Source organism: Dictyobacter formicarum (genome assembly GCF_016587435.1).
Window position 1 is genome coordinate 328,847 of the sequence record NZ_BNJJ01000007.1, and the last position, 19,134, is coordinate 347,980.

Below are 19,134 nucleotides of genomic sequence, written 5' to 3' on the forward strand. Positions count from 1 at the left end.
GGGCAAGCCCCGAACCTATAAGGCGAATACACCTTCCCGAAAGTGATGGGGGAGTCTGACACATTGTCAGAAAGGACGTTTCATTGAGCGTAGATTATCTTTCAGAAATGCCCACGCGGGTAATTATTAGTGGACAAGCATTGAGTTTTGCCGATATCGTGGCGGTCGCCAGGCAGCATGCGCCGGTCACTATCAGTGATGAGGCGCTGGAGAAAATCAGGGCCGCCCGCATGGTCATCGATCGGCTGGCCGTGGATGACAGCAAGAAGGTCTACGGCATCACTACGGGCTTTGGACACCTGAGCAAGATGCGTATCTCCTCCGATCAACAGGTCGAGCTACAATACAATCTGATTCGCAGCCATGCGGCAGGCGTCGGCGAACCACTCTCAGAAGAGGTGACGCGCGCTATGATGGTGTTGCTGGCCGCCAGCCTGGCCCGGGGCCACTCCGGCGTGCATGCCGAAATTGTGCTGACGCTGGCGGACATGCTCAACGCGGGTATCTGTCCGCTGATTCCCTCGCGCGGCTCGGTGGGTGCCAGTGGCGACCTGGCTCCATTGTCCCATCTCGCCTTGACCCTGATCGGCGAGGGCGAAGCTATCTATCAAGGCCAAAAGTTGAGCGGAGCCCAGGCACTGGAGCAGGCGGGGCTCAAACCGATCAGCCTGCATACAAAAGAGGGGCTGGCGCTGATCAATGGCACGCATCTGATGGAGGCCATCGCGGTCCTGGCTATCGTCGATGCCCAGGTAGCGGTGCGCAGCGCCGAGGTAGCCTGCGCCATGAGCCTGGAAGGTCTGCTGGGAAGCCATGTGCCGCTGGACCCACGCATCCATCAGCGCCGGGGACAGGCGGGACAGATCGTGAGCGCGACCCGGCTCAGGCAGCTGGTGCGCGATAGCGCGCTGAATGCTAGCCACCAGAACTGCGCGCGCGTGCAGGATCCTTATACGCTGCGCTGCGCCCCACAGGTCATCGGAGCTGTGCGCGACGCCATCGAATATTGCGCCACCATCTTTGAGCGCGAATTGCACGCTGTGACCGATAATCCACTTATTTTCCCTGATGAAGGCGATGTACTCAGCGGCGGCAACTTCCATGGGCAACCACTGGCCCTGGCTCTGGACATGCTGGCCATTGCCCTGGCCCAGCTGGCCAGCTTCTCCGAGCGCCGCGTCTACAACGTCATTGGCCCGCACGACTGGGAAGAAAAGGGGGCTGAGACCACTCTCTTCCTCACGCCGCATCCCGGCCTGCACTCGGGTCTGATGATCGCCCAGTATGTGGCCGCCTCGCTGGTCAACGAGATCAAGGTCCTGGCCCATCCGGCCAGCATCGATTCGATTCCAACTTCGGCCGGCATGGAAGACTTTGTCAGCATGGGCGTCACCAGCGCCCACAAGCTGCGCCGCGTCATCGAGCAGACCCAGCAGGTGCTGGCGATTGAGCTGCTTTGCGCGGCCCAGTTGCTCGATTTCCGCCTGCCTCTCCTGCCTGGCTCTGGGGTGCAGCAGGCCAGGGAGCTGGTGCGCGCCCATGTCGCGACCCTGAAAGAGGATCGCGTGCTCTCCCAAGATATCGAGGCGCTCGTCCAGCTCACTCAATCCGGCCAGGTGGCCGAAATCGAATAGAAGAGACCATGTGGAGGTGCCTGCCCGTCAAAGCCAGGCACCTCGCATCTGCCAGTTTATCAAAGGGGATACGCAAAGTGGAACAACAGCAGCGACAGGTCAGAGCCATAGTGCGCAATATTGGGCAACTGGTCAGCGTGGCACAAGCTCCCATTGCCGGCGCCAGTGGGCCGTTACAGGTATTGACGAACACAGCCATCATCGTCGATGACGAGGGCAATATCAGCTGGATCGGACCCGATCAGGATGTCGATGAACAGCTTGCCAGCTCTGAGCCGCAGCAAGTCAATATTGTGGATGCTTATGGCTGTGTGATCACGCCTGGCTTTGTGGACTCGCATACACACCTGGTATTTGCTGGCGACCGGGCCGAAGAGTTTCATCTGCGCCGCCAGGGCATCAGCTACGGTGAGCTGCTGAGGCAGGGGCGCGGCATTTTGACGACCATGAACGCGACGCGCAATGCCAGCTCAGAGGTGCTGCTGGACCTGGCGGTCGAGCGCCTGGCTGCGGTGCGCGCCCACGGCACAACGACCGTCGAGATCAAAACCGGCTATGGCCTGAACGTGGAGGCAGAAGAGCGTTGCCTGCGTATCATCAACGATCTGAACAGTAGCCCTTCCCTCCCTCATGAGCACATCCGAGTGGTGCCGACCTTTCTGGGCGCCCATAGCGTGCCCCCCGAGTACCGCACACAGCGCGCGGCCTATGTCGACCTGGTGGTCGAAGAGATGTTGCCGACCTTTGCCGAAATGGCCCGCTTCTGCGATGTCTACTGCGAGCGCGAAGCCTTCTCTGTGGCTGAGTGCCGGCGTATCCTGACGCGTGCCAAAGAGCTAGGCTACCAGCTCAAGGTCCATGCCGACCAGCTCAGTCCCTCGGGCGGCAGCCAACTGGCCGCCGAACTGGGAGCCGTCTCGGCCGATCACCTGGATTATGCCAGCGACGCCGACCTGGATGCTATGCGCGCGGCCGGGGTGATCGCCACCTTGCTACCCGGCTGCTCTTATACCCTGCGCAGCCCCTATCCTTCCGCCCGCCGCCTGCGCGACCATGGACTCACGGTCGCCCTGGCCACCGATTATAATCCCGGCACCTCATACAGCGAAAACATGCAGATGATGCTTGGCCTGGCCATGTCCGCCATGGGGATGAGCCTGGAAGAGGCGTTGAGCGCCGCCACCATCAACGGCGCTCGCGCCCTGGCGCTTCAGGACCAGATTGGCAGCCTGGAAATCGGCAAGCGCTGCGAGCTAGCGCTGTGGTCGATTCACGACTATCACGAGATCGGCTACCACTTTGGCACCAATCTCGTTCAATCCATCCTGGTCCTCTAGTCCTCGACCAGGATGGATCCAGAATACATCTTTATTGGTCCATGAAGGTGGTGTAGACCTGCTCAAGGATACCCGGGCTCAACTTTGAGCGTACTATGCGGACGAAGAATTGCTCGAAGGTCTCCCCATGGGCATTGTACTGCTCCTGCTACATGGCCACATAGATGCAGGCGGCGAAAACATGCAGCCCCTCATCCTCCATAAGCCAGCGTTCACGCGCCTTGCACAGAAGCTAAATTGTTCATCCGAAAGCATATGGTCCCCCTTTGCCGCTCATTATATACATGTTGCACGAGAGAGCCAGAATACGACACTTTTCTTGCGGCAATTCTATTTTTTTAATCCATTGTATAAATATGTTTCTCACAAAGATACTTGCTAATGACATTTTTGATAGACTATGTCATCTTATCCCAACCGTATCTCGAATAGATATAATTATAGCTAATCTTTACCTTTTACCCCTATTTTCCTTGATTTATACATATGAATTAACTTATATTATGATAAGCACAACAATAAATTGCTTGTAAAGGATATACACCAAAACATATGAAACGTCCTTCTTTTTTTACTCTGGTCGCTATCTTATCTCTTCTTTCACTACTTATAGTTGCTTGTGGAAATCCAATCGCAGAAACTCAGGCCTCAACTACACCGGCCTCGACGAAAACTACGTTCGCAAACCGCATGGACCAAAGCATAACAAATGTTGATCGCGTACCGTCTCCAACGGCGACCGCGGCAGCCCAGAACGTTCCCGATCCAACACCAACCGTGGATCCAATGAAAACCCTGACTATATCCTGGAATGCAATGCCTTCAACTATCTATACAGTTGGTGTTGCCAACGTGCGCAGCATCCCCTTTACCGGCGGCTATATTATTAAAACTGTAGCGGCTGCGCAGGCCTTGACGGTTTATGGAACGGTCAATGGGGAGAATTTTGAGCAATGGACCTCTCTGGTATCGCGTCTCAGATCAAACCAGTACGCCCCAATATATCTATAGTGAACTGGTCAGCACCACTAAACCTGTACCAGTAGTAACAACAGGACCCACCACTACCCCGGGAAAAGTTATTAAGGTTAATCTAACCGCGCAAAATATCTCGGCCTATGAAAATGGTACGCTGGTACATCAAAATCTGATCACCAGCGGGCAACCGGGTCTGCTAACGCCAACTGGTACATTCCAGATTATCAGTAAATTGCATCCAGCCACCTTCTACTCTCCCTGGCCCAAAGGCTCGCCCTACTATTATGATCCACTGCACATCAACTACGCCTTAGGTTTCCAGGGCACACTACTCTTCCTGCACGACGCCACCTGGCGCGGAAGCGACTTTGGACCCGGCACCAATGTGCCGCATACCGTCAATGGTACCCAGATGACCGGCTCCCATGGCTGCGTCGAAATGTCCGTCGACAATGCCCTCTGGTTCTACAACTGGGCCCCCATCGGAACACCTCTGGTTATCTCCTATTGATATACGAGGCATACCCCTTGCGGGCGTTTCAATCTTTGCCGTGCGTTGCCGAACGGGAAGCAAGGAAGCGCCCGCAAGGGCATTGACTCCAACTAATTCAGGGGTGACTTGAAAATGACAAAAAAAACGAGGATAATACTTGTAAAACACTTTCTCTCCACAGAAAGGATCATCCTCGTTATGTCCCATGATACATCATTGCAGCACCTCTTGCCACCCCCTGATCAGACCAAGGAACTGCTCGGCCAGTTCCTGCACGATGCCGCCTGTGATCTAGCTGCGTCCTCGACGGCCTTGAAGAAACGGGGACGCCCTTTCCAGGTGTCCTGGCTGTTGTTGAGTCTGGGGTGTTTGTGGTGTTTGCTGCGGGGCTGGACTTCCCAATTGGACCTCTGGCGTCTGATCAGCGGGTTCGGTCTGGGCCCTTTCGCTCCGGTAGCGGTCGTGGATCAAGCCATCTACAATCGCTTGCAGGAGAAAGGCTCCTGGATGATGCAGCAGTTGTGTGCTCAGATGACCCAGTGGTTGGGGACACGCATGATCCCCTACGAGGACCGCTCGCTCGCTTCCTTTGCCTCTGAGGTGCTGGCCTTGGATGAGTCGACCCTGGATGCCTTGAAGCGTTGGGTCCCTGATCTGCAAGGGCTTCCCGCCGGCCATTCGCAGTTGCTGGCCGGACGCTTGAGTTGTTTGTTTGACATCCGGCGTCAACAATGGAAACGCATTGATCTGCTGCCCAACGCGGTGGCCAATTGTCAGGCCCATGCCAAAGAGATGGTCAAAAGTGTGCGCAAGGGAGCCTTGCTGCTCTTTGATCTGGGATACTACAACTATGCCTGGTTTGATAGCTTGACCAACGCGGGCATCTGGTGGGTCAGTCGGGTGCGCAGCAATGGCAGTTGGAGCATGGAACATATCCTGGTGCAGCGCGATGGCTATTTCGAAGCGCTGGTGTTCATGGGCAAATATCGCTCCGATCGCTGTCAACATCTGGTGCGCCTGGTGCGCTATCGCTATCGGGGCATCTGGTACACCTACATCTGTAATATCTGGGATCCTCGGATGCTCAGTGGCGCCGATATTGTCCGCTTGTACGCGCGGAGATGGGACATAGAGCTGGGCTTCCGGGTGTTGAAAGACTATTTGCAGATGCGCTTCATGATCAGCTCGAAGCCGGAGGTGCTGGGAGCCCAAATCTGGGGCAGTGTGCTGCTGGCGCAACTGCTGCATGCCTTGCATGTGCGTGTCGCGGCTGAGGCCGGGGTCGATCTCTTTGACGTGTCTCTGGAGCTCTTGATCCGCTATCTGCCCACCTGCCTGGCGCACGGCATCGATATCGGGCAGGTGATCCAAGAGAAGGGACGAGCGCTGGGGTTCGTCCGTCCCAGCACCCGAACCCGACACGAGTTGCCGCACATCAGCTGGCACGAGGTGACCTGGCCGCCAGTGGATCTGCAATGGATGCAGAAGCCACGCTATGCCGTTGATGCCGACCCCAATCGTCGGGGGTCCTCCTCCAAAAAGAAGAAGGAATGAATTAGTTGGAGTCAATGCCGCAAGGGGCGCACCTACGACGGCGACGAGGCCGGGACCCTGTCTATGGGAGGATGCGTGAGGTAGGGATGCAGGCGGGCGCGCGCTGAGAGCTCAAAGTTATCATAAGCCAGGGCCATCGAGGCAATGGCAGCCGCCGCATTGGTCAGGATACGCTCCGTCACAACGTTGATACTGGTAATTTCAACCACCGAATACATAATAGAGATATCCATCGCTCCCACAAATGGTCGCACATCGCCCGAAGCCAGCGAGGAAACCAGCAACTTTGGCACTCCCAGAGGCAAGGCCTTCATGGCGCTGGTCGCCAGCCTGGATCCTCCACCGCCACCAATGGCCATGATGCCGTGCAGGCGTCCACGAGCAAATAGCTCGACGGCCATAGCAGTCGCGCCTTTCGCCATCATTTTGATGGCTGTGGTCTGATCGGCATGTTCGAGTTGAGCAATATCGATATGAGCAGCTCGCGCAACCGCCTCCCTGGAAATATCGGGCTGGATCTGTGGCACTCCTTTGCTGCCAGCATCCATCAAAACAACTTTACATTGAGCAGCCTGGATACAATCGCGTACATAGGCATACTCCAGTCCCCTGGTATCCAATGTTCCAAGCAGTACAACTGTCGTCATCTGCACACTTCCTTATAAAGAATAAGGATCAACATGGCCGCGAGCTCCTGATCACCGCCAGTTCCATAACTGGCCCGGGTACCACGTTATAAGCTCGCAGGCCCAGTGATCATGACATGACAATGACAATAATGCGTTAAACTAGCAACAGCTCTACTCAGTAATCGCCCAGGAACAACCTGTCTGAAAAACGCTGTGGCAGCCTATCTCTTCGTTTCCAACGAGAATACGCGCAGGATGCGACAGCCCTTAAAAAATATCCAACATAGTAAGTATATACCATATATACAAGGCGTATGACCAGTGACTTTCGCGAGCATGAAAGTAAAAATCGGGTTTTTTATCAAGCTTTTTTTAGAGAGTATCTGAAAGCCATGCGGTTCGCGCCTGCGGCCCCTGACGATTCGCACCTTCGGTGCTCAAAACAGTTGTAATTGGTGGTGCATAGTGTGCGCGTTGCGCACACTATGCACCACCAATTACAAAGGATATGGCCCTCGCGGGCGCTGACGCGCGAAGGCCACACCTACGAGTGTTCTCTTTTCTGACTGCTTTTTCGAGCTGGAAGGACGCTGGGCACGCGCTATCAGGGTTGCGTATCCAGGTCGCGCAGGACGGTTTGGAGGTCGTTGAGGAGATATGAGATAGCCTGGATCAGGGGTTCCTGGGGTTGTTGGGATTGCAGCGTGGCCAGGCGCTGGCGGGCGGCCTGCACAAAGGCGTTATAAAACCAGAGTTTTTCGGTTTTGCCGGTGCTAAAGGCTGCGTAGGCCTGCGCACCATCGAGCTGCACCTGCTTGCGCAGGTCACGCGCGTTGTGGAGCTTGTCCGCGCACTTGATCAAGAGGGCATAGAGAGAGGCCGAATGTACCTGCTGTAAATAACCTTCCTTGCGCTCACGCCAGGGTGCCTTGATAGGGCCGCCCGTGCCGGGCTCGGTGCATTCCTCGACCAGAAGCAGCACCTCATCCCCCAGTTGCTCCTGGATCAACGCACGCGTCCCGGCACCTTGATCTTCAATAGCATCGTGCAACAAGGCTGCCGCGACAGCAGCATCAGGAGCACCATTGGACATCACCATGCCCGCTACTTCCATGAGGTGTCCCAAATAAGGAGTATTAGGGACCAGCGAGGCTTTACGCGTCTGCGTTGCGTGCAACTCTGCGGCCAGTAAAAAGGCGCGCGTCACCAGTGTATCCATCGGCATCGATTCCCTTCTGATCGCTATGCATACTATATACACACATCATTGCATATATCATCGCAGCCAGCCAGCCGATTAGAAAAAGGGGCGAAATGTATAGAGCATATATTCGCCAATTTTCCAGTAGAATGGGCGCCTGGCCCATTGTTTTAGTGTGAGCTCGCGGGCACGCGAGGTGTCGTATTCAAAGATCTTCTCCATCTCTCTGGCCACATCTTCGTCATAAAATTCTATGTTGACCTCGAAGTTGCCCATCATACTCAGGCGATCCACGTTGGCGGCGCCGACCGTGGACCACTCGCCGTCAGCGGTGGCTGTCTTTGCATGTATCATAGCATCCGAGTACAGCAATAAGCGAATACCGTGCTTCAGGCACTGGGTATAAAAGCCATGTGAAAGCCAGTCGGCAACGATATGGTTGGAGACCGCCGGAATCAGAATGCGCACATCGATCCCACGCTGGACCGCTTTGATCAGGGCATGCAAAATAGTATCTTCGCTCCTGGCATAGAGTTCAGGGCACACAACTCCCACTATTAATAAGAAGTATCGACGCGGCGCATACATTTGTCACACTTCCACAGATGAATTTGCCATCCGGCTTCTTTCGGCTTCTTTAAAAAATGATTTTTCCCAACCAACAACGATGGTAAAAAGCGCCCCTGCTTTATCCACATTTCAGATTGCTTTTTTATCGACATACATAAATAGATGATCTTCTTCGCGGCATATATTTATTTTAAACCGATCAGTTTACTGATAGTGGATAGCTTCACAGTGTAATTGTGAAGCGCTAGATTGTTAGTCTACTTGCTTTCGGCTAAACTACTCACATAAGATACTTCTCCATTGAGAATATCGCCTTCAGTACATGAACAACTTAATAGCATAGCGCATCACTTCAAGATTAGTTTTCAATCTGATGGCAAGATCTCCATCGGGCTCTCCTCTTATGATAAAGGAAAGCATTTACACTTATAGTGTCAGATACAGCGCTATCAAAACACAACATTAAACATATTGTGTAGAACATCACACTGTAACTGTGAGCCGTCAGATTGCAGCAAGCGACCATTGAATGTAGACTACCTGCATATGCTACTTCCCACTTCGGAAGTACGCAATACGCAACAGCAACAATGCTTAAACAGAAAGGTATAGCCCATGATGAACAAGAAAAATATGCCATTAACACCAGAAGCCATCGCCACTGAGCAACAGAGTATGGTTGAATTGAACGAGCAGGATCTTGAGAATGTCAGCGGGGGATGGGGAGACTTCGATGAAGGCTTCGGTTTTGGCCAGAGCCAATCGTTTGAAAAGACCGTTATTATCAAGCGCCGTGCGTCTGCGTCTCGCTACGGTTATTCCGACTTTGATGGCGGTTGGTAGTCGTCTGATATCGGAAGTACGCAATACGCAACAGCAACAATGCTTAAACAGAAAGGTATAGCCCATGATGAACAAGAAAAATATGCCATTAACACCAGAAGCCATCGCCACTGAGCAACAGAGTATGATTGAATTGAACGAGCAGGATCTTGAGAATGTCAGCGGGGGATGGGGAGGCTTCGATGAAGGCTTCGGTTTTGGCCAAAGCCAATCGTTTGAAAAGACCGTTATTATCAAGCGCCGTGTGTCTGCGTCTCGCTACGGTTATGGCGACTTTGATGGCGGTTGGTAGTTGTCTGATACACGAAGTCCGTCTTTGCCACAAACATAGACACTTTTCAGCTCCAGGTGAGCAAGTTCAATACATGTGAAACAGTTCAGATGAAAGGAACACAACGATGACTCTCAGCAAAATTCTCTCTTCACTAGGTGTACGCAGCGAGCAGCCCCTTAACCCTGTAGCGCCAACCCAAACTGCGATCGAGCTCAACGAAACGGATCTGGGTTCAATCATTGGTGGTTACCGCAAACGCCACGGCCATCACCATGGCAAACGCCATCACCATCGCCGCCACCATGGCCATCACCATCATGACTATGACGACTGTGACGACTGCGACTATGGCGACGATGACGACTGCGATGACTGCTACTAAAGGCTAAATGCAGATCGGAAACGACTTCAACGAAGCGACAATACTGATAGTGTTACCATCCAATAATGCGTTCCATGTAACTTCGTAACGATCAGGTGTATGGAGATTTCTTTGACAGGGAAGTCTCCATACACCTTTCATTATTTATACGCATAAAAAATTTCTACAGCAGGTGCCGGAGAACGCAAACCAGGTATCTGAATAGTTGCTGATAATCACAATAAAAATTCAGGCCTATATATACCTTCTATATATAAAGAAAGGAATGTTGCGATGTCGCCTCAACGTCGCCCTATCTTCCGACAAAGGGCCCTACAGCACTACATCCAAAAGAGAGAGAAAGATATCCTACCGCGTTTTGCGTCGCCACTTTTATTGCTCTGGCTCTGGCTCTTTTTACTCCAGCTCACCCTGATCGGCCTGCTAATCTTCACTGTTCCATTACCAGCCTATACAACCATTCCTGGTATTATCCTACCGGCCACGGCGAACAGCCAGCGCCAGGCAACGATTGCGCTCTTTCTACCGCAACAGGTCAAGCAAACGCTGCGGGTGGGCGAGACGCTACAGGTCAAACTCAACGCCAAAGAGGCCCCTCTGCCCGCCAGAATAACCACGATCGCGCCCGCGAACAGTCAACCAGCGGATCTGAAAAAGCAGTTTGCGTTAACGGATGATGCCATTGCTGCACTGGGCACGCCGGTCAGAGTCATCCAGGCCACCATAACGACGTCCCCGGCAACGCCCGCGCAGGAGAACAGTGCGATCACAGCCCGTATACAGGTTGCCCCCCAACCGCTCCTCTCGTTTTAGCACACTCTGTCTGGAGGTAACTATATAATGAACAACACACAGGAGAAAACAGCCATGGCATCAGTTTCTATGCCGCTAGAGGAGCGTCGAAGGTTAGCCCAACTGGCCGAGCTTGGCCGTATCAGTCGCCATTCGTCGGCCCTGGTGAAAGATACAGTGGAGCAGCGTGAACAGACCATTGCGAGAAACAGTCGCGAGCTAGCGGCCCAGCCTATGCCGCCTGTACAGCCACCCACCAGTGCGCGGCAGCCTGCGCCTATCGTGGGATTGCTGCAGGCGCTCTGGCTGGCAATCTTTGAGATGTACCATACATTGTTTCGGCGTCGGGTCCCGGTGCTGCTACAGATGAGCGTCGTCGAGTGCGGAGCAGCCTGCCTGGCCATGATCCTGTGCTATCATGGTCGTAAAACCACCATTTCGGAGATCAGCAATCAGGCTGGCGTTGGTCGCGATGGCCTCTCGGCGCTGGAAATCGTGAAAACCGCGCGCAAATATGGTTTGCGCGTCAGGCCCATCTCGCTCCAGGACAACGATTTTCGCGCGGTCTCCCTACCAGCCATTATTCACTGGCAATTCAACCACTTCGTGATCGTCGAACGCTGGGGTCCGCGAAAAGTCGATATCGTCGATCCAGCCTCGGGGCGTAAGCGCATCCCCATCGAAGAATTTGAGGATAATTTTACTGGCGTGGTAATTATGCTGGAACCGGGCACACAATTTGTGCGCCACACCACCGCCTCACGGATCAGCCTATACAACTACGCTAAACTATATGTGAAGCGCGCCCCCATTATCCTGCTACAAATCTGTGCCGCAACCATCCTCTTGCAGAGCTTTGGCCTGGCATTGCCGGTGGCCACCAGCTTTGTTATCGACTCAGTAATCCCACACGAACAGAGCAACCTGCTGCCCCTGTTAGGCGCAGCAGCCGTCATCGTACTGGCCGCCGAGTTCGTCACATCGCTCCTGCGCAATATCCTGCTGACCTACCTGCAAGCTCGTATCGATCTCACGATGCTGCCCAATTTCTTTGAGCACATGCTATCGCTTCCCCATAGCTTCTTCCAAAAGCGTACCAGCGGCGATATCCTGGCCCGCATCAATAGCAACGCCACGATCCGCGATATTATCAGCAATCAATTGATCTCGACTTTTCTGGATAGCTGCACCATCATCATCTCACTGGTCATATTATTCTGGTACTCATCCACATTTGGATTCTGCGTACTGGCAATCGGGCTGCTCCAGGTAATGCTGTTGCTCTGTACCAAACATAAGGTACGCGCACTCTCCCGGCAGGATCTGGAGAACGCGGGCAAATTGCAAGGTTATGTGGGCGAGATGCTCACCGGCATCGGCACCTTAAAGGCCGCGGGGGCGGAACATCGCGCCTTCGAGCAGTGGTCGAATCTCTTCGTCAATCAGCTCAACATCTCTATCCGCCGCAACTACTTCACCTCGACCGTCTCGACCTGCCTGGTTAGTTTACAGGCCCTGGCCCCGCTGGCGCTGCTCTGGCTGGGTGCCCAGCTGGTAATGAGCCACCATTTGCAGGTTGGCGCGATGGTCGGACTAAGCACGCTGGGTGCCTACGTGCTGTCGCCACTCTCGTCGCTGGTGCGCAGCGCCCAGCAGGTCCAGCTGGTCCATTCGCACCTCGAACGTATCGCCGACGTACTCGATGCCCAGCCAGAACAAAACATCCAGACGGTACAGCAGCCGCCACGCTTAAGCGGCCGCGTTAGCCTCGATCATGTAAACTTTCAATACGACTCGAACTCGCCACACATACTCAAAGACATTTCACTGCACATCCAACCCCGCCAGAAAATCGCCATCGTGGGTCGCACCGGCTCTGGAAAGAGTACCCTGGGCAAGCTCTTGCTGGGACTCCTCATCCCGAGCCAGGGAGAAATCAACTACGATGGTATCCCGCTGCGCTTCCTGAATTATCAGGCCGTGCGAGCACAGTTTGGCGTGGTAATGCAGGATGCCAGCGTGTTCAGCGGGACGATCCGCCAGAATATTGCCTTTAACGCTCCCGATATCAGTATTGAAGCGGTGATCCAGGCTGCCCGGCTAGCTGACCTGCACGAAGATATCATGAAGATGCCCATGGGCTATGAGACGTTTGTATCCGAGGGGGGCAGCGCCTTATCGGGTGGACAACGCCAGCGCCTGGCGATCGCCCGGGCCCTGGCCAGTCAGCCATCAATCCTGCTGCTTGATGAGGCCACCAGCGCGCTCGACGTGGTCACCGAGCAGCATGTCGAGCAAAACCTGCGCGCCCTGCCCTGCACCCAGATCATCATTGCCCACCGCCTGAGCACCATTCGCAACGCCGACTGCATCCTGGTCCTCGACGACGGCGTCCTGATCGAGCAGGGCACCCACCAGCAACTCTTACAGAGAAACAGCTACTACGCACACCTGATCCAAAACCAGCTTGCCAGCGGCGAGGTCAAAGCCAGCTAACGGCAATTATACGTTATAGACACATTATCGCGCATAAATACAAAAATTGCACACAAGGAACAAGAAACAAGAAATCGTAGGTTCGGGCGCAAGGCCTGGACCTACGGGCAGGGCGGCAAGCGGCCGGTGAAGGCCGCACCTACGAATTCTTGTTTCTTCTCGCTTAAATAAAATGTATTGGCCCTTGTGGGCCATTTTTTTCACGCATGATAACATTGCTAATCATACGTGATTTTCGAGATCAAAAACAACAACGTGCATATAATAAGAAAGCCCTACCTATGAGGTAAAAACTTGACGTTCTTGCGCCATTTCTTTACAATTGAGCCAGCAAATTAGAGCATGCGAGCTGACAAGCGCGAAAAAAAGGAGCAAGGATGGCCGATCGCATCGGGCAGCGACTAGGGAACTATACGATAGTACAACTCCTGGGCCAGGGCGGCTTTGCCGAGGTTTATCTCGGAGAGCATCTCTACCTGAAGTCACAGGCTGCCATTAAGATCCTACAGGCACGACTTTCTGGTTCGGATGATACAGATAGTTTCTTAAAAGAAGCACAGACGATTGCACGTTTATCGCACCCCAATATTGTGCGTGTGCTGGATTTCGGTATTGATGGTGAGACCCCCTACCTGGTCATGGATTATGCTCCCAATGGGACGCTGCGCCAGCGGCATGCGCGGGGTGTTGCGCTGCCTCTCACGACCATCATTCCTTACGTTACCCAGGTAGCGGATGCACTGCAATACGCCCATGATGAGCATATTATTCACCGGGACGTCAAGCCAGAAAATATGCTGCTAGGAAGGCGCAATGAGGTCCTGCTGAGCGATTTCGGCATCGCACTGGTGGCTCAGAGTTCGCGCTACCAGGGAACACAGGATGTCATCGGCACGGTCGCGTATATGTCGCCCGAGCAGATTCAGGGCAAGCCCCGACCGGCCAGCGACCAGTATTCGCTGGCCGTTGTTGCCTATGAATGGCTCACCGGTGATCGCCCATTCCGTGGCTCGTTCACTGAAATGTGTACCCAGCATATGTTCGCGGCACCACCACCCCTCAGAGAAAAGTTGGGGCAGGTCTCCCCTGAAGTTGAACGCGTGGTGATGCAGGCCCTGGATAAGGATCCCAAAAAACGCTTTGAGAATATCAAAGCCTTTGCCAGCGCGCTGTCGCAGGCAGGACAATCCTATCAGACAGAGTTGATGTCAGGCTCCGGAACGTCAAGTCCGTACAGCACGGTCGCGATGCAGTCGGATACAAATGTACCACCACAGACGCCGAACATTAGTGGAGTTTCGCCAGCACCCTTTACGGCCATGGCATCGCAGCCCTTCAATCCATCGAGCGGCAGCCAGCCCAACCTTACCCATGGCGCACAACAAATGGGCACGCAGCAGAACAACCGACCAGCACCGACCGGACAAGAGAGCACCAGCAACCAATCGGGGAATCAGGGGCAAGCGCCCACGATGCATTCATCTCTGACAGAGGCCCAGACCAACAGGCAGGCGCAACATAATCCCAATAGCGCCTATCCACAGCAGCAACAGCAGCCTGGTCAGCAGAAAATGGTTCTGCCAGCAACCAATACGCCTCAGGGTGGGCCGAATAATGGACCGCGCCCGCCATTTCAGAGCAATCCACAGCAATACCAGCAGCAGCGGCCACCGCAGCAGCCGTATCCACCAATGCAGCGTCCGCAGCAGCAGCAACCATATCATCCTGGCTATAACAATGGACAGCAGCAGGGATATCAACAGCACAACGGCCCGCAGCCATACCGACCGGAACCACCCGCACAGCAGCAACAACACCGTCCCCAGTCATCCTATAGCGGCGCCTCCCATCATGATTATGATGAGCCCGACGAGCGTTCACATGCAGACATGCCCAGGGAGTCGTTGGAAGATTGGCTGGGGCCGCTGAATGCCTGGAAATGGCCGCTACTGGCCACCGTCGTCGGCATTATCCTGTTCTGTTTCCTGCATAGCTTCAAGCCAATAATCTACGGCAGAAGCATCCCGATCCTGCTCGTCTTGCCGCTGTTCTTTGGAGCCGCCTTTGGTCCTATTGTGGGGATACTGGTAGGCGCCGGCGGAGCCATGATTGCCGACTTCATGTATCGGGGCAACGACACGCTGACGGCCACCTTATTTCACAACGCCAACTTTGGACCACAATATCACGCCTGGTGGTTCCCGGTGGCCTTCTACGGCATAACCGGCCTGCTAACCGGGCTCACCATGCTGCGCCGCAGGAAGTTCCCCAGCATAGGCTCATCGATACGGGCCAGCCTGCTGGCAGTCATTGGCCTGGCCGCTGTCATCAGCTTCATCCTATACAATGCCAAAGAATGGCGCCTCTTCCCAGAGATCGGCCTGATCGTCCTGATCAACATCGCCATCAGCCTGATCATCCTGGTAGTCTACAGCATCATGGGTCGCCTGATCGACCCCGCCTGATATGTGCGCCCGTCGCGGGCGCTTGATGCTGTAACAATAAACGCGACAACCATCGTAGGTGCGGCCCTCTGTGGCCGCTTGTTGCCCCGTTTGAGCGACCTCGTTGTGAGCATGCCGGGGGCATGCTCATCCTCGCCGCTCAGCAGAAGCGACCGCAAGGGTCGCACCTTACGCATATCGCCGACCAGATCAAAAACCTCAAAGCACGGTTCCCTTACGTAAGTTTGGAAGTTCAAGGGAACTGGCTCACATTTGGTGATCCAGAGGGTGCAGAATCTCAACATTTCCATCTAGGATGTGACGGTAATCGTCGCTTTCATGTAGGAATGAATACTACAGTGATAAGCATAGGTCCCTGCTGTATTGAAGGTCATCATGAAGGTCTGGTTCTGCGTCAAATTAGATGAGGCAGTGAAGGCATTTTTGTCACTGGTCACGGTGTGCGGCGCGTCTGAAGTATTGGTCCAGACCACCTGTGCCCCCTTAGGAATGGTGATCGAGGCAGGGTCGAACGAATATTTGTCATCCTTCTCGACGATCTTCACCTGCACAACTTTCGCCGGCGTCTTAGAAGCTGCCATCGTGGACGTCGGGGTGGCCGTTGGCTGTGTACTACTGCCCCCACTGCCACTACTACTACTCCCACTTCTGTCACAGGCAGTCATCAGAAGCACTGTTGCGACAACAAGGATTCCAATGAGCGCACGAAAGGAACAGAGGTGTCGTTGAAAAAAAAGCACCATGGTTCTCCTCTTTTCATTTCTTGTTTCCATCATCTTCTTCTTTTGATCGAAGAAAGGCAACTAAAGATAACTACGGGCAATGGTTACAGGAGCCTGTGGCACTCAGAAACCACGCGGTGCCCAAAGGCGCACCTACAACCATGCCCATCCCAACGCGTATTGATAGGTGCCGCTATCCTGTGGAACCGCCGTGAGCGTTCCGCCCGCTTTTGGCTCTCCATAGACAATCTCAGGGGTGGTTCCTGTTGCTGATGGCCAGTTAGAAACGGCAAACATGCTACCATCAGCAGAAGTAGTAACAGACCCGTTGCCAATGTGGTTCGGATATGCTTTCCAGTCGGCCTGCGCGCTGGCAAGCTGTGTCGCGCCACTGCCGTCGGCTTTCACCAGCCACAATTCAAGAGTGCTCGCCGAAGGATTACTGGCCACTACCAGCAGATTTGCTTTGTCTACCTGACTGAAGTTACCTAAAAGCAGTTGCGACTGGTGAAAGATCGTTTGCGGCGCTTTCCAGTCGGCCGAAAGACGTTCGATCGCCGTCATCCCGGCCAGGCCGCTACTACATGTGGTTGCTCCTGCCGAACAGGCTGGCGCCAGCAGATAGACGTTTGATCCATCAGCAAGACCCAGTACATACGGCTGTGTGCTGACCAGCGGCAACGCGCTGAGTGCCTGGTGCGCGCCATTGTTGACATCAAGCAGGTAGGTATGGAAGGGGTTTGAACCAAACACATCCGACAGGTATAGTTGTGTTGGTGAAGCCCAGAACGCAGGACGTGGATTGTATCCAGGAGGGGTATTCTGTTGAGGGATATCTACCGCGTCCAGATACTGCCCGGTTGTTGTGTTGATCAGGTGGATCGTGTCGGCTGAACTGGGAGCTTGAATAGGATCATCAAAGGCGATCCATTTTTTATCGGGCGACCAGGTCAGTTTTGCCGTCACACCACAATAGAGTGTCTGCAGCCCCTGTCCATCGACGCGCACCATGCGCAATTCAACCATTGCGCCCCCGGCAGACTTCGTAGCATCGTACAACTCAAACAATACCCATTGTCCATCAGCTGAAAGGATGCTATCCCTGATCGCATACGTGCCAGGAGCATTGAAGATCTCGTGGCTCTCATGCGAAACAGTATCATAACGCATGATGCGATTCGAGCTAGCCGCGTTATTAACATCCTGAGCAATATAAACGATCTGCGGATGTGGACCCTGTGCCAGGGGAGCCGTAACCATAGCCCGCGCTGTGTTGGGGGCGGGACAATCTGTCTGGGTCGCCGGCACTGGTTGCGTGACGCTCATAGCAGTTGCTGACGGCGTTGGAGTAGCAGGCGAAGTCGGCGACGGAGTCGGGGTCGCGACAGGAACAGCATGGTGCGGTGGCTGTGGATTATTATTATTCTTGCTACCCACCAATAGTGTCTTCAAGCTAAAGAAGCTACCAGCAATAATAGCCACCACAAGTACCGCTACCAGTGTGGCCCATAGAGATGTGTGTGTTTTCCGTTGCCCATAATTTTGTTGCATTACAGGTATCCTTTTTTGGGAATAAGTACTATTATCATTTACATTTTTTAAGCCATAATCTTTTTTGCTATTGCGTTGATCTCGCACACCTTTCCTCTGTGCGATTTCTGTATCCATAACGTCTAGAACATCAAAAAGCGGACGGATAGGTGCGACATTTTCGTTATGCTGGCTATTTTCTGCTGGCAGCAATTGAAACGCGGTAGATTGCAAAGCTGACGGCTGGTCGAGTCGTGCCAGTACAGCATCGGCCAGAGAAGTTGAAGATGTTGCTTCTGGCGCTCCATCCTTCACAGTCGCCATCAAACGACAAATATGTTCAATCTCAGCAATATCCTGCTGGCAAAACAGGCACTCCCGTACATGCAGTTCAACACGGAATCTCATGTGCTCGCTGATCTCTGCGGAAACGTAATCTCCCAGAAGAGCATTGGCCTCATCGTGGGTTAAAGCCTGCATTTCACTCATTAGCACACCTCCATATCCAACAGCCTGTACGCCTTACGCAAAGCTATCAACGCACGTGAAACCCGCTTCCGCACAGCCTCGCTACTCATTCCAAGACGGGCCGCAATCTCGCCATAGCGCTCGCCGCTAACATAATGCAGTACCAGGCAGGCCGCATCCTCCTCTGCCAGAGTACTGAGCGCGACACGTAACAATTCTCGCGCAATCGAACCGTCCTCAAACGAGGACTGCTGACCGCTATGCGCAAATGTAGCCGCACTATTCCCGGGTCGGCCATTAGCTGTACTGTGCACGCGCCTGCGCACATCTTGTTTGCGCAGCAATGAGAGTGCGCGATTCGTGGCAATACGGTAGAGCCACGGTGCCAGCAATTGCGTCCCATTTCCCGAGCGGCCAGGCCGCACCTCATCTGATACATCACTGGCATAATCTGAAGGCTTCCAATGCGGAAGGGTTTGATAGACAACGATAAATGTTTCTTGCGCGATGTCACGAGCATTCTCCCTATCGCCCGCAAGCATCTGTGTCAGATAGGCAATGAGCCGGCCCTCATAAAAAACAACCAGATAGCGAAAAGCCTCTGCATCTCCATGAGCGGCCCGTTCAATCAATGCAAGCTCTCCATCCCTATCTGATATTTGTTGCTCCATACAATTTGGTCGCTCCTTCTTGTCTTCATGTGAGCAAAATATCTCATCTCCATAACGCCTCATCCATAAAAAACCGGACACAAATACCCCGGCAT

General features: G+C 53.9%; 17 protein-coding genes. 11 read left to right on the forward strand and 6 right to left on the reverse strand.

Annotated features, from left to right (window positions below; genetic code table 11):
• The first annotated feature begins 107 nt into the window (after nt 1–107).
• The 5 genes from hutH to JMI88_RS14580 all read left to right on the forward strand — a co-directional run bounded on the left by hutH (nt 108) and on the right by JMI88_RS14580 (nt 5,996).
• A complete protein-coding gene (gene hutH / locus JMI88_RS14560; protein ID WP_201362652.1) occupies nt 108–1,634 on the forward strand; it encodes a histidine ammonia-lyase in 1,527 nt (508 codons plus the stop codon).
• A 77-nt stretch (nt 1,635–1,711) separates the two neighbouring features.
• Nucleotides 1,712–2,971 carry an imidazolonepropionase gene (gene hutI / locus JMI88_RS14565; RefSeq protein ID WP_201362591.1) on the forward strand — a complete coding sequence of 420 codons (1,260 nt, stop codon included), beginning with the start codon at nt 1,712–1,714 and terminating at the stop codon, nt 2,969–2,971.
• 552 nt (nt 2,972–3,523) lie between these two features.
• Nucleotides 3,524–3,982, forward strand: coding sequence for a hypothetical protein (locus tag JMI88_RS14570; RefSeq protein WP_201362592.1), 459 nt, complete (start codon nt 3,524–3,526; stop codon nt 3,980–3,982).
• The gene (locus tag JMI88_RS14575; RefSeq protein ID WP_201362593.1) at nt 3,918–4,460 is read left to right on the forward strand and encodes a L,D-transpeptidase; all 543 of its coding nucleotides are present in this window, start codon (nt 3,918–3,920) and stop codon (nt 4,458–4,460) included. The genes JMI88_RS14570 and JMI88_RS14575 overlap by 65 nt, the downstream gene beginning before the upstream one ends.
• 180 nt (nt 4,461–4,640) lie before the next feature.
• Nucleotides 4,641–5,996 (forward strand): IS4 family transposase, encoded by a 1,356-nt coding sequence (locus JMI88_RS14580; RefSeq protein WP_201362594.1) that lies wholly within the window; start codon nt 4,641–4,643, stop codon nt 5,994–5,996.
• A gap of 32 nt (nt 5,997–6,028) precedes the next feature.
• On the opposite strand, the gene JMI88_RS14585 is transcribed toward JMI88_RS14580, so the two are convergent.
• From JMI88_RS14585 to JMI88_RS14595, 3 genes are all read right to left on the reverse strand, one after another.
• Nucleotides 6,029–6,643, reverse strand: coding sequence for a Tm-1-like ATP-binding domain-containing protein (locus tag JMI88_RS14585; protein WP_201362595.1), 615 nt, complete (start codon nt 6,641–6,643; stop codon nt 6,029–6,031).
• Nucleotides 6,644–7,229: 586 nt separating this feature from the next.
• Nucleotides 7,230–7,850 carry an HD domain-containing protein gene (locus JMI88_RS14590; RefSeq protein ID WP_201362596.1) on the reverse strand — a complete coding sequence of 207 codons (621 nt, stop codon included), beginning with the start codon at nt 7,848–7,850 and terminating at the stop codon, nt 7,230–7,232.
• 72 nt (nt 7,851–7,922) lie between these two features.
• On the reverse strand, nt 7,923–8,414 hold the full coding sequence (locus tag JMI88_RS14595) for a phospholipase D-like domain-containing protein (RefSeq protein ID WP_201362597.1): 492 nt from the start codon (nt 8,412–8,414) through the stop codon (nt 7,923–7,925).
• A gap of 597 nt (nt 8,415–9,011) precedes the next feature.
• Here JMI88_RS14595 and JMI88_RS14600 point away from each other — a divergent pair.
• The 6 genes from JMI88_RS14600 to JMI88_RS14625 all read left to right on the forward strand — a co-directional run bounded on the left by JMI88_RS14600 (nt 9,012) and on the right by JMI88_RS14625 (nt 15,648).
• On the forward strand, nt 9,012–9,239 hold the full coding sequence (locus JMI88_RS14600) for a hypothetical protein (protein WP_201362598.1): 228 nt from the start codon (nt 9,012–9,014) through the stop codon (nt 9,237–9,239).
• A gap of 64 nt (nt 9,240–9,303) precedes the next feature.
• Nucleotides 9,304–9,531 (forward strand): hypothetical protein, encoded by a 228-nt coding sequence (locus JMI88_RS14605; protein ID WP_201362599.1) that lies wholly within the window; start codon nt 9,304–9,306, stop codon nt 9,529–9,531.
• A 106-nt stretch (nt 9,532–9,637) separates the two neighbouring features.
• Complete coding sequence (locus JMI88_RS14610; RefSeq protein ID WP_201362600.1) at nt 9,638–9,895, forward strand: hypothetical protein; 258 nt, start codon at nt 9,638–9,640, stop codon at nt 9,893–9,895.
• A gap of 273 nt (nt 9,896–10,168) precedes the next feature.
• Nucleotides 10,169–10,708, forward strand: coding sequence for a hypothetical protein (locus tag JMI88_RS14615; protein WP_201362601.1), 540 nt, complete (start codon nt 10,169–10,171; stop codon nt 10,706–10,708).
• A gap of 54 nt (nt 10,709–10,762) precedes the next feature.
• Nucleotides 10,763–13,183 (forward strand): peptidase domain-containing ABC transporter, encoded by a 2,421-nt coding sequence (locus tag JMI88_RS14620; RefSeq protein ID WP_201362602.1) that lies wholly within the window; start codon nt 10,763–10,765, stop codon nt 13,181–13,183.
• 377 nt (nt 13,184–13,560) lie between these two features.
• Entirely contained in the window at nt 13,561–15,648 is a 2,088-nt protein-coding gene (locus tag JMI88_RS14625) for a serine/threonine-protein kinase (RefSeq protein WP_201362603.1), read from the forward strand.
• 290 nt (nt 15,649–15,938) lie between these two features.
• On the opposite strand, the gene JMI88_RS14630 is transcribed toward JMI88_RS14625, so the two are convergent.
• From JMI88_RS14630 to JMI88_RS14640, 3 genes are all read right to left on the reverse strand, one after another.
• On the reverse strand, nt 15,939–16,391 hold the full coding sequence (locus tag JMI88_RS14630; RefSeq protein ID WP_201362604.1) for a cupredoxin domain-containing protein: 453 nt from the start codon (nt 16,389–16,391) through the stop codon (nt 15,939–15,941).
• Between the two features lie 132 nt (nt 16,392–16,523).
• The gene (locus tag JMI88_RS14635) at nt 16,524–18,389 is read right to left on the reverse strand and encodes a hypothetical protein (protein WP_201362605.1); all 1,866 of its coding nucleotides are present in this window, start codon (nt 18,387–18,389) and stop codon (nt 16,524–16,526) included.
• The gene (locus tag JMI88_RS14640) at nt 18,389–19,039 is read right to left on the reverse strand and encodes an RNA polymerase sigma factor (protein WP_201362606.1); all 651 of its coding nucleotides are present in this window, start codon (nt 19,037–19,039) and stop codon (nt 18,389–18,391) included. The genes JMI88_RS14635 and JMI88_RS14640 overlap by 1 nt, the downstream gene beginning before the upstream one ends.
• Nucleotides 19,040–19,134 lie beyond the last annotated feature (95 nt).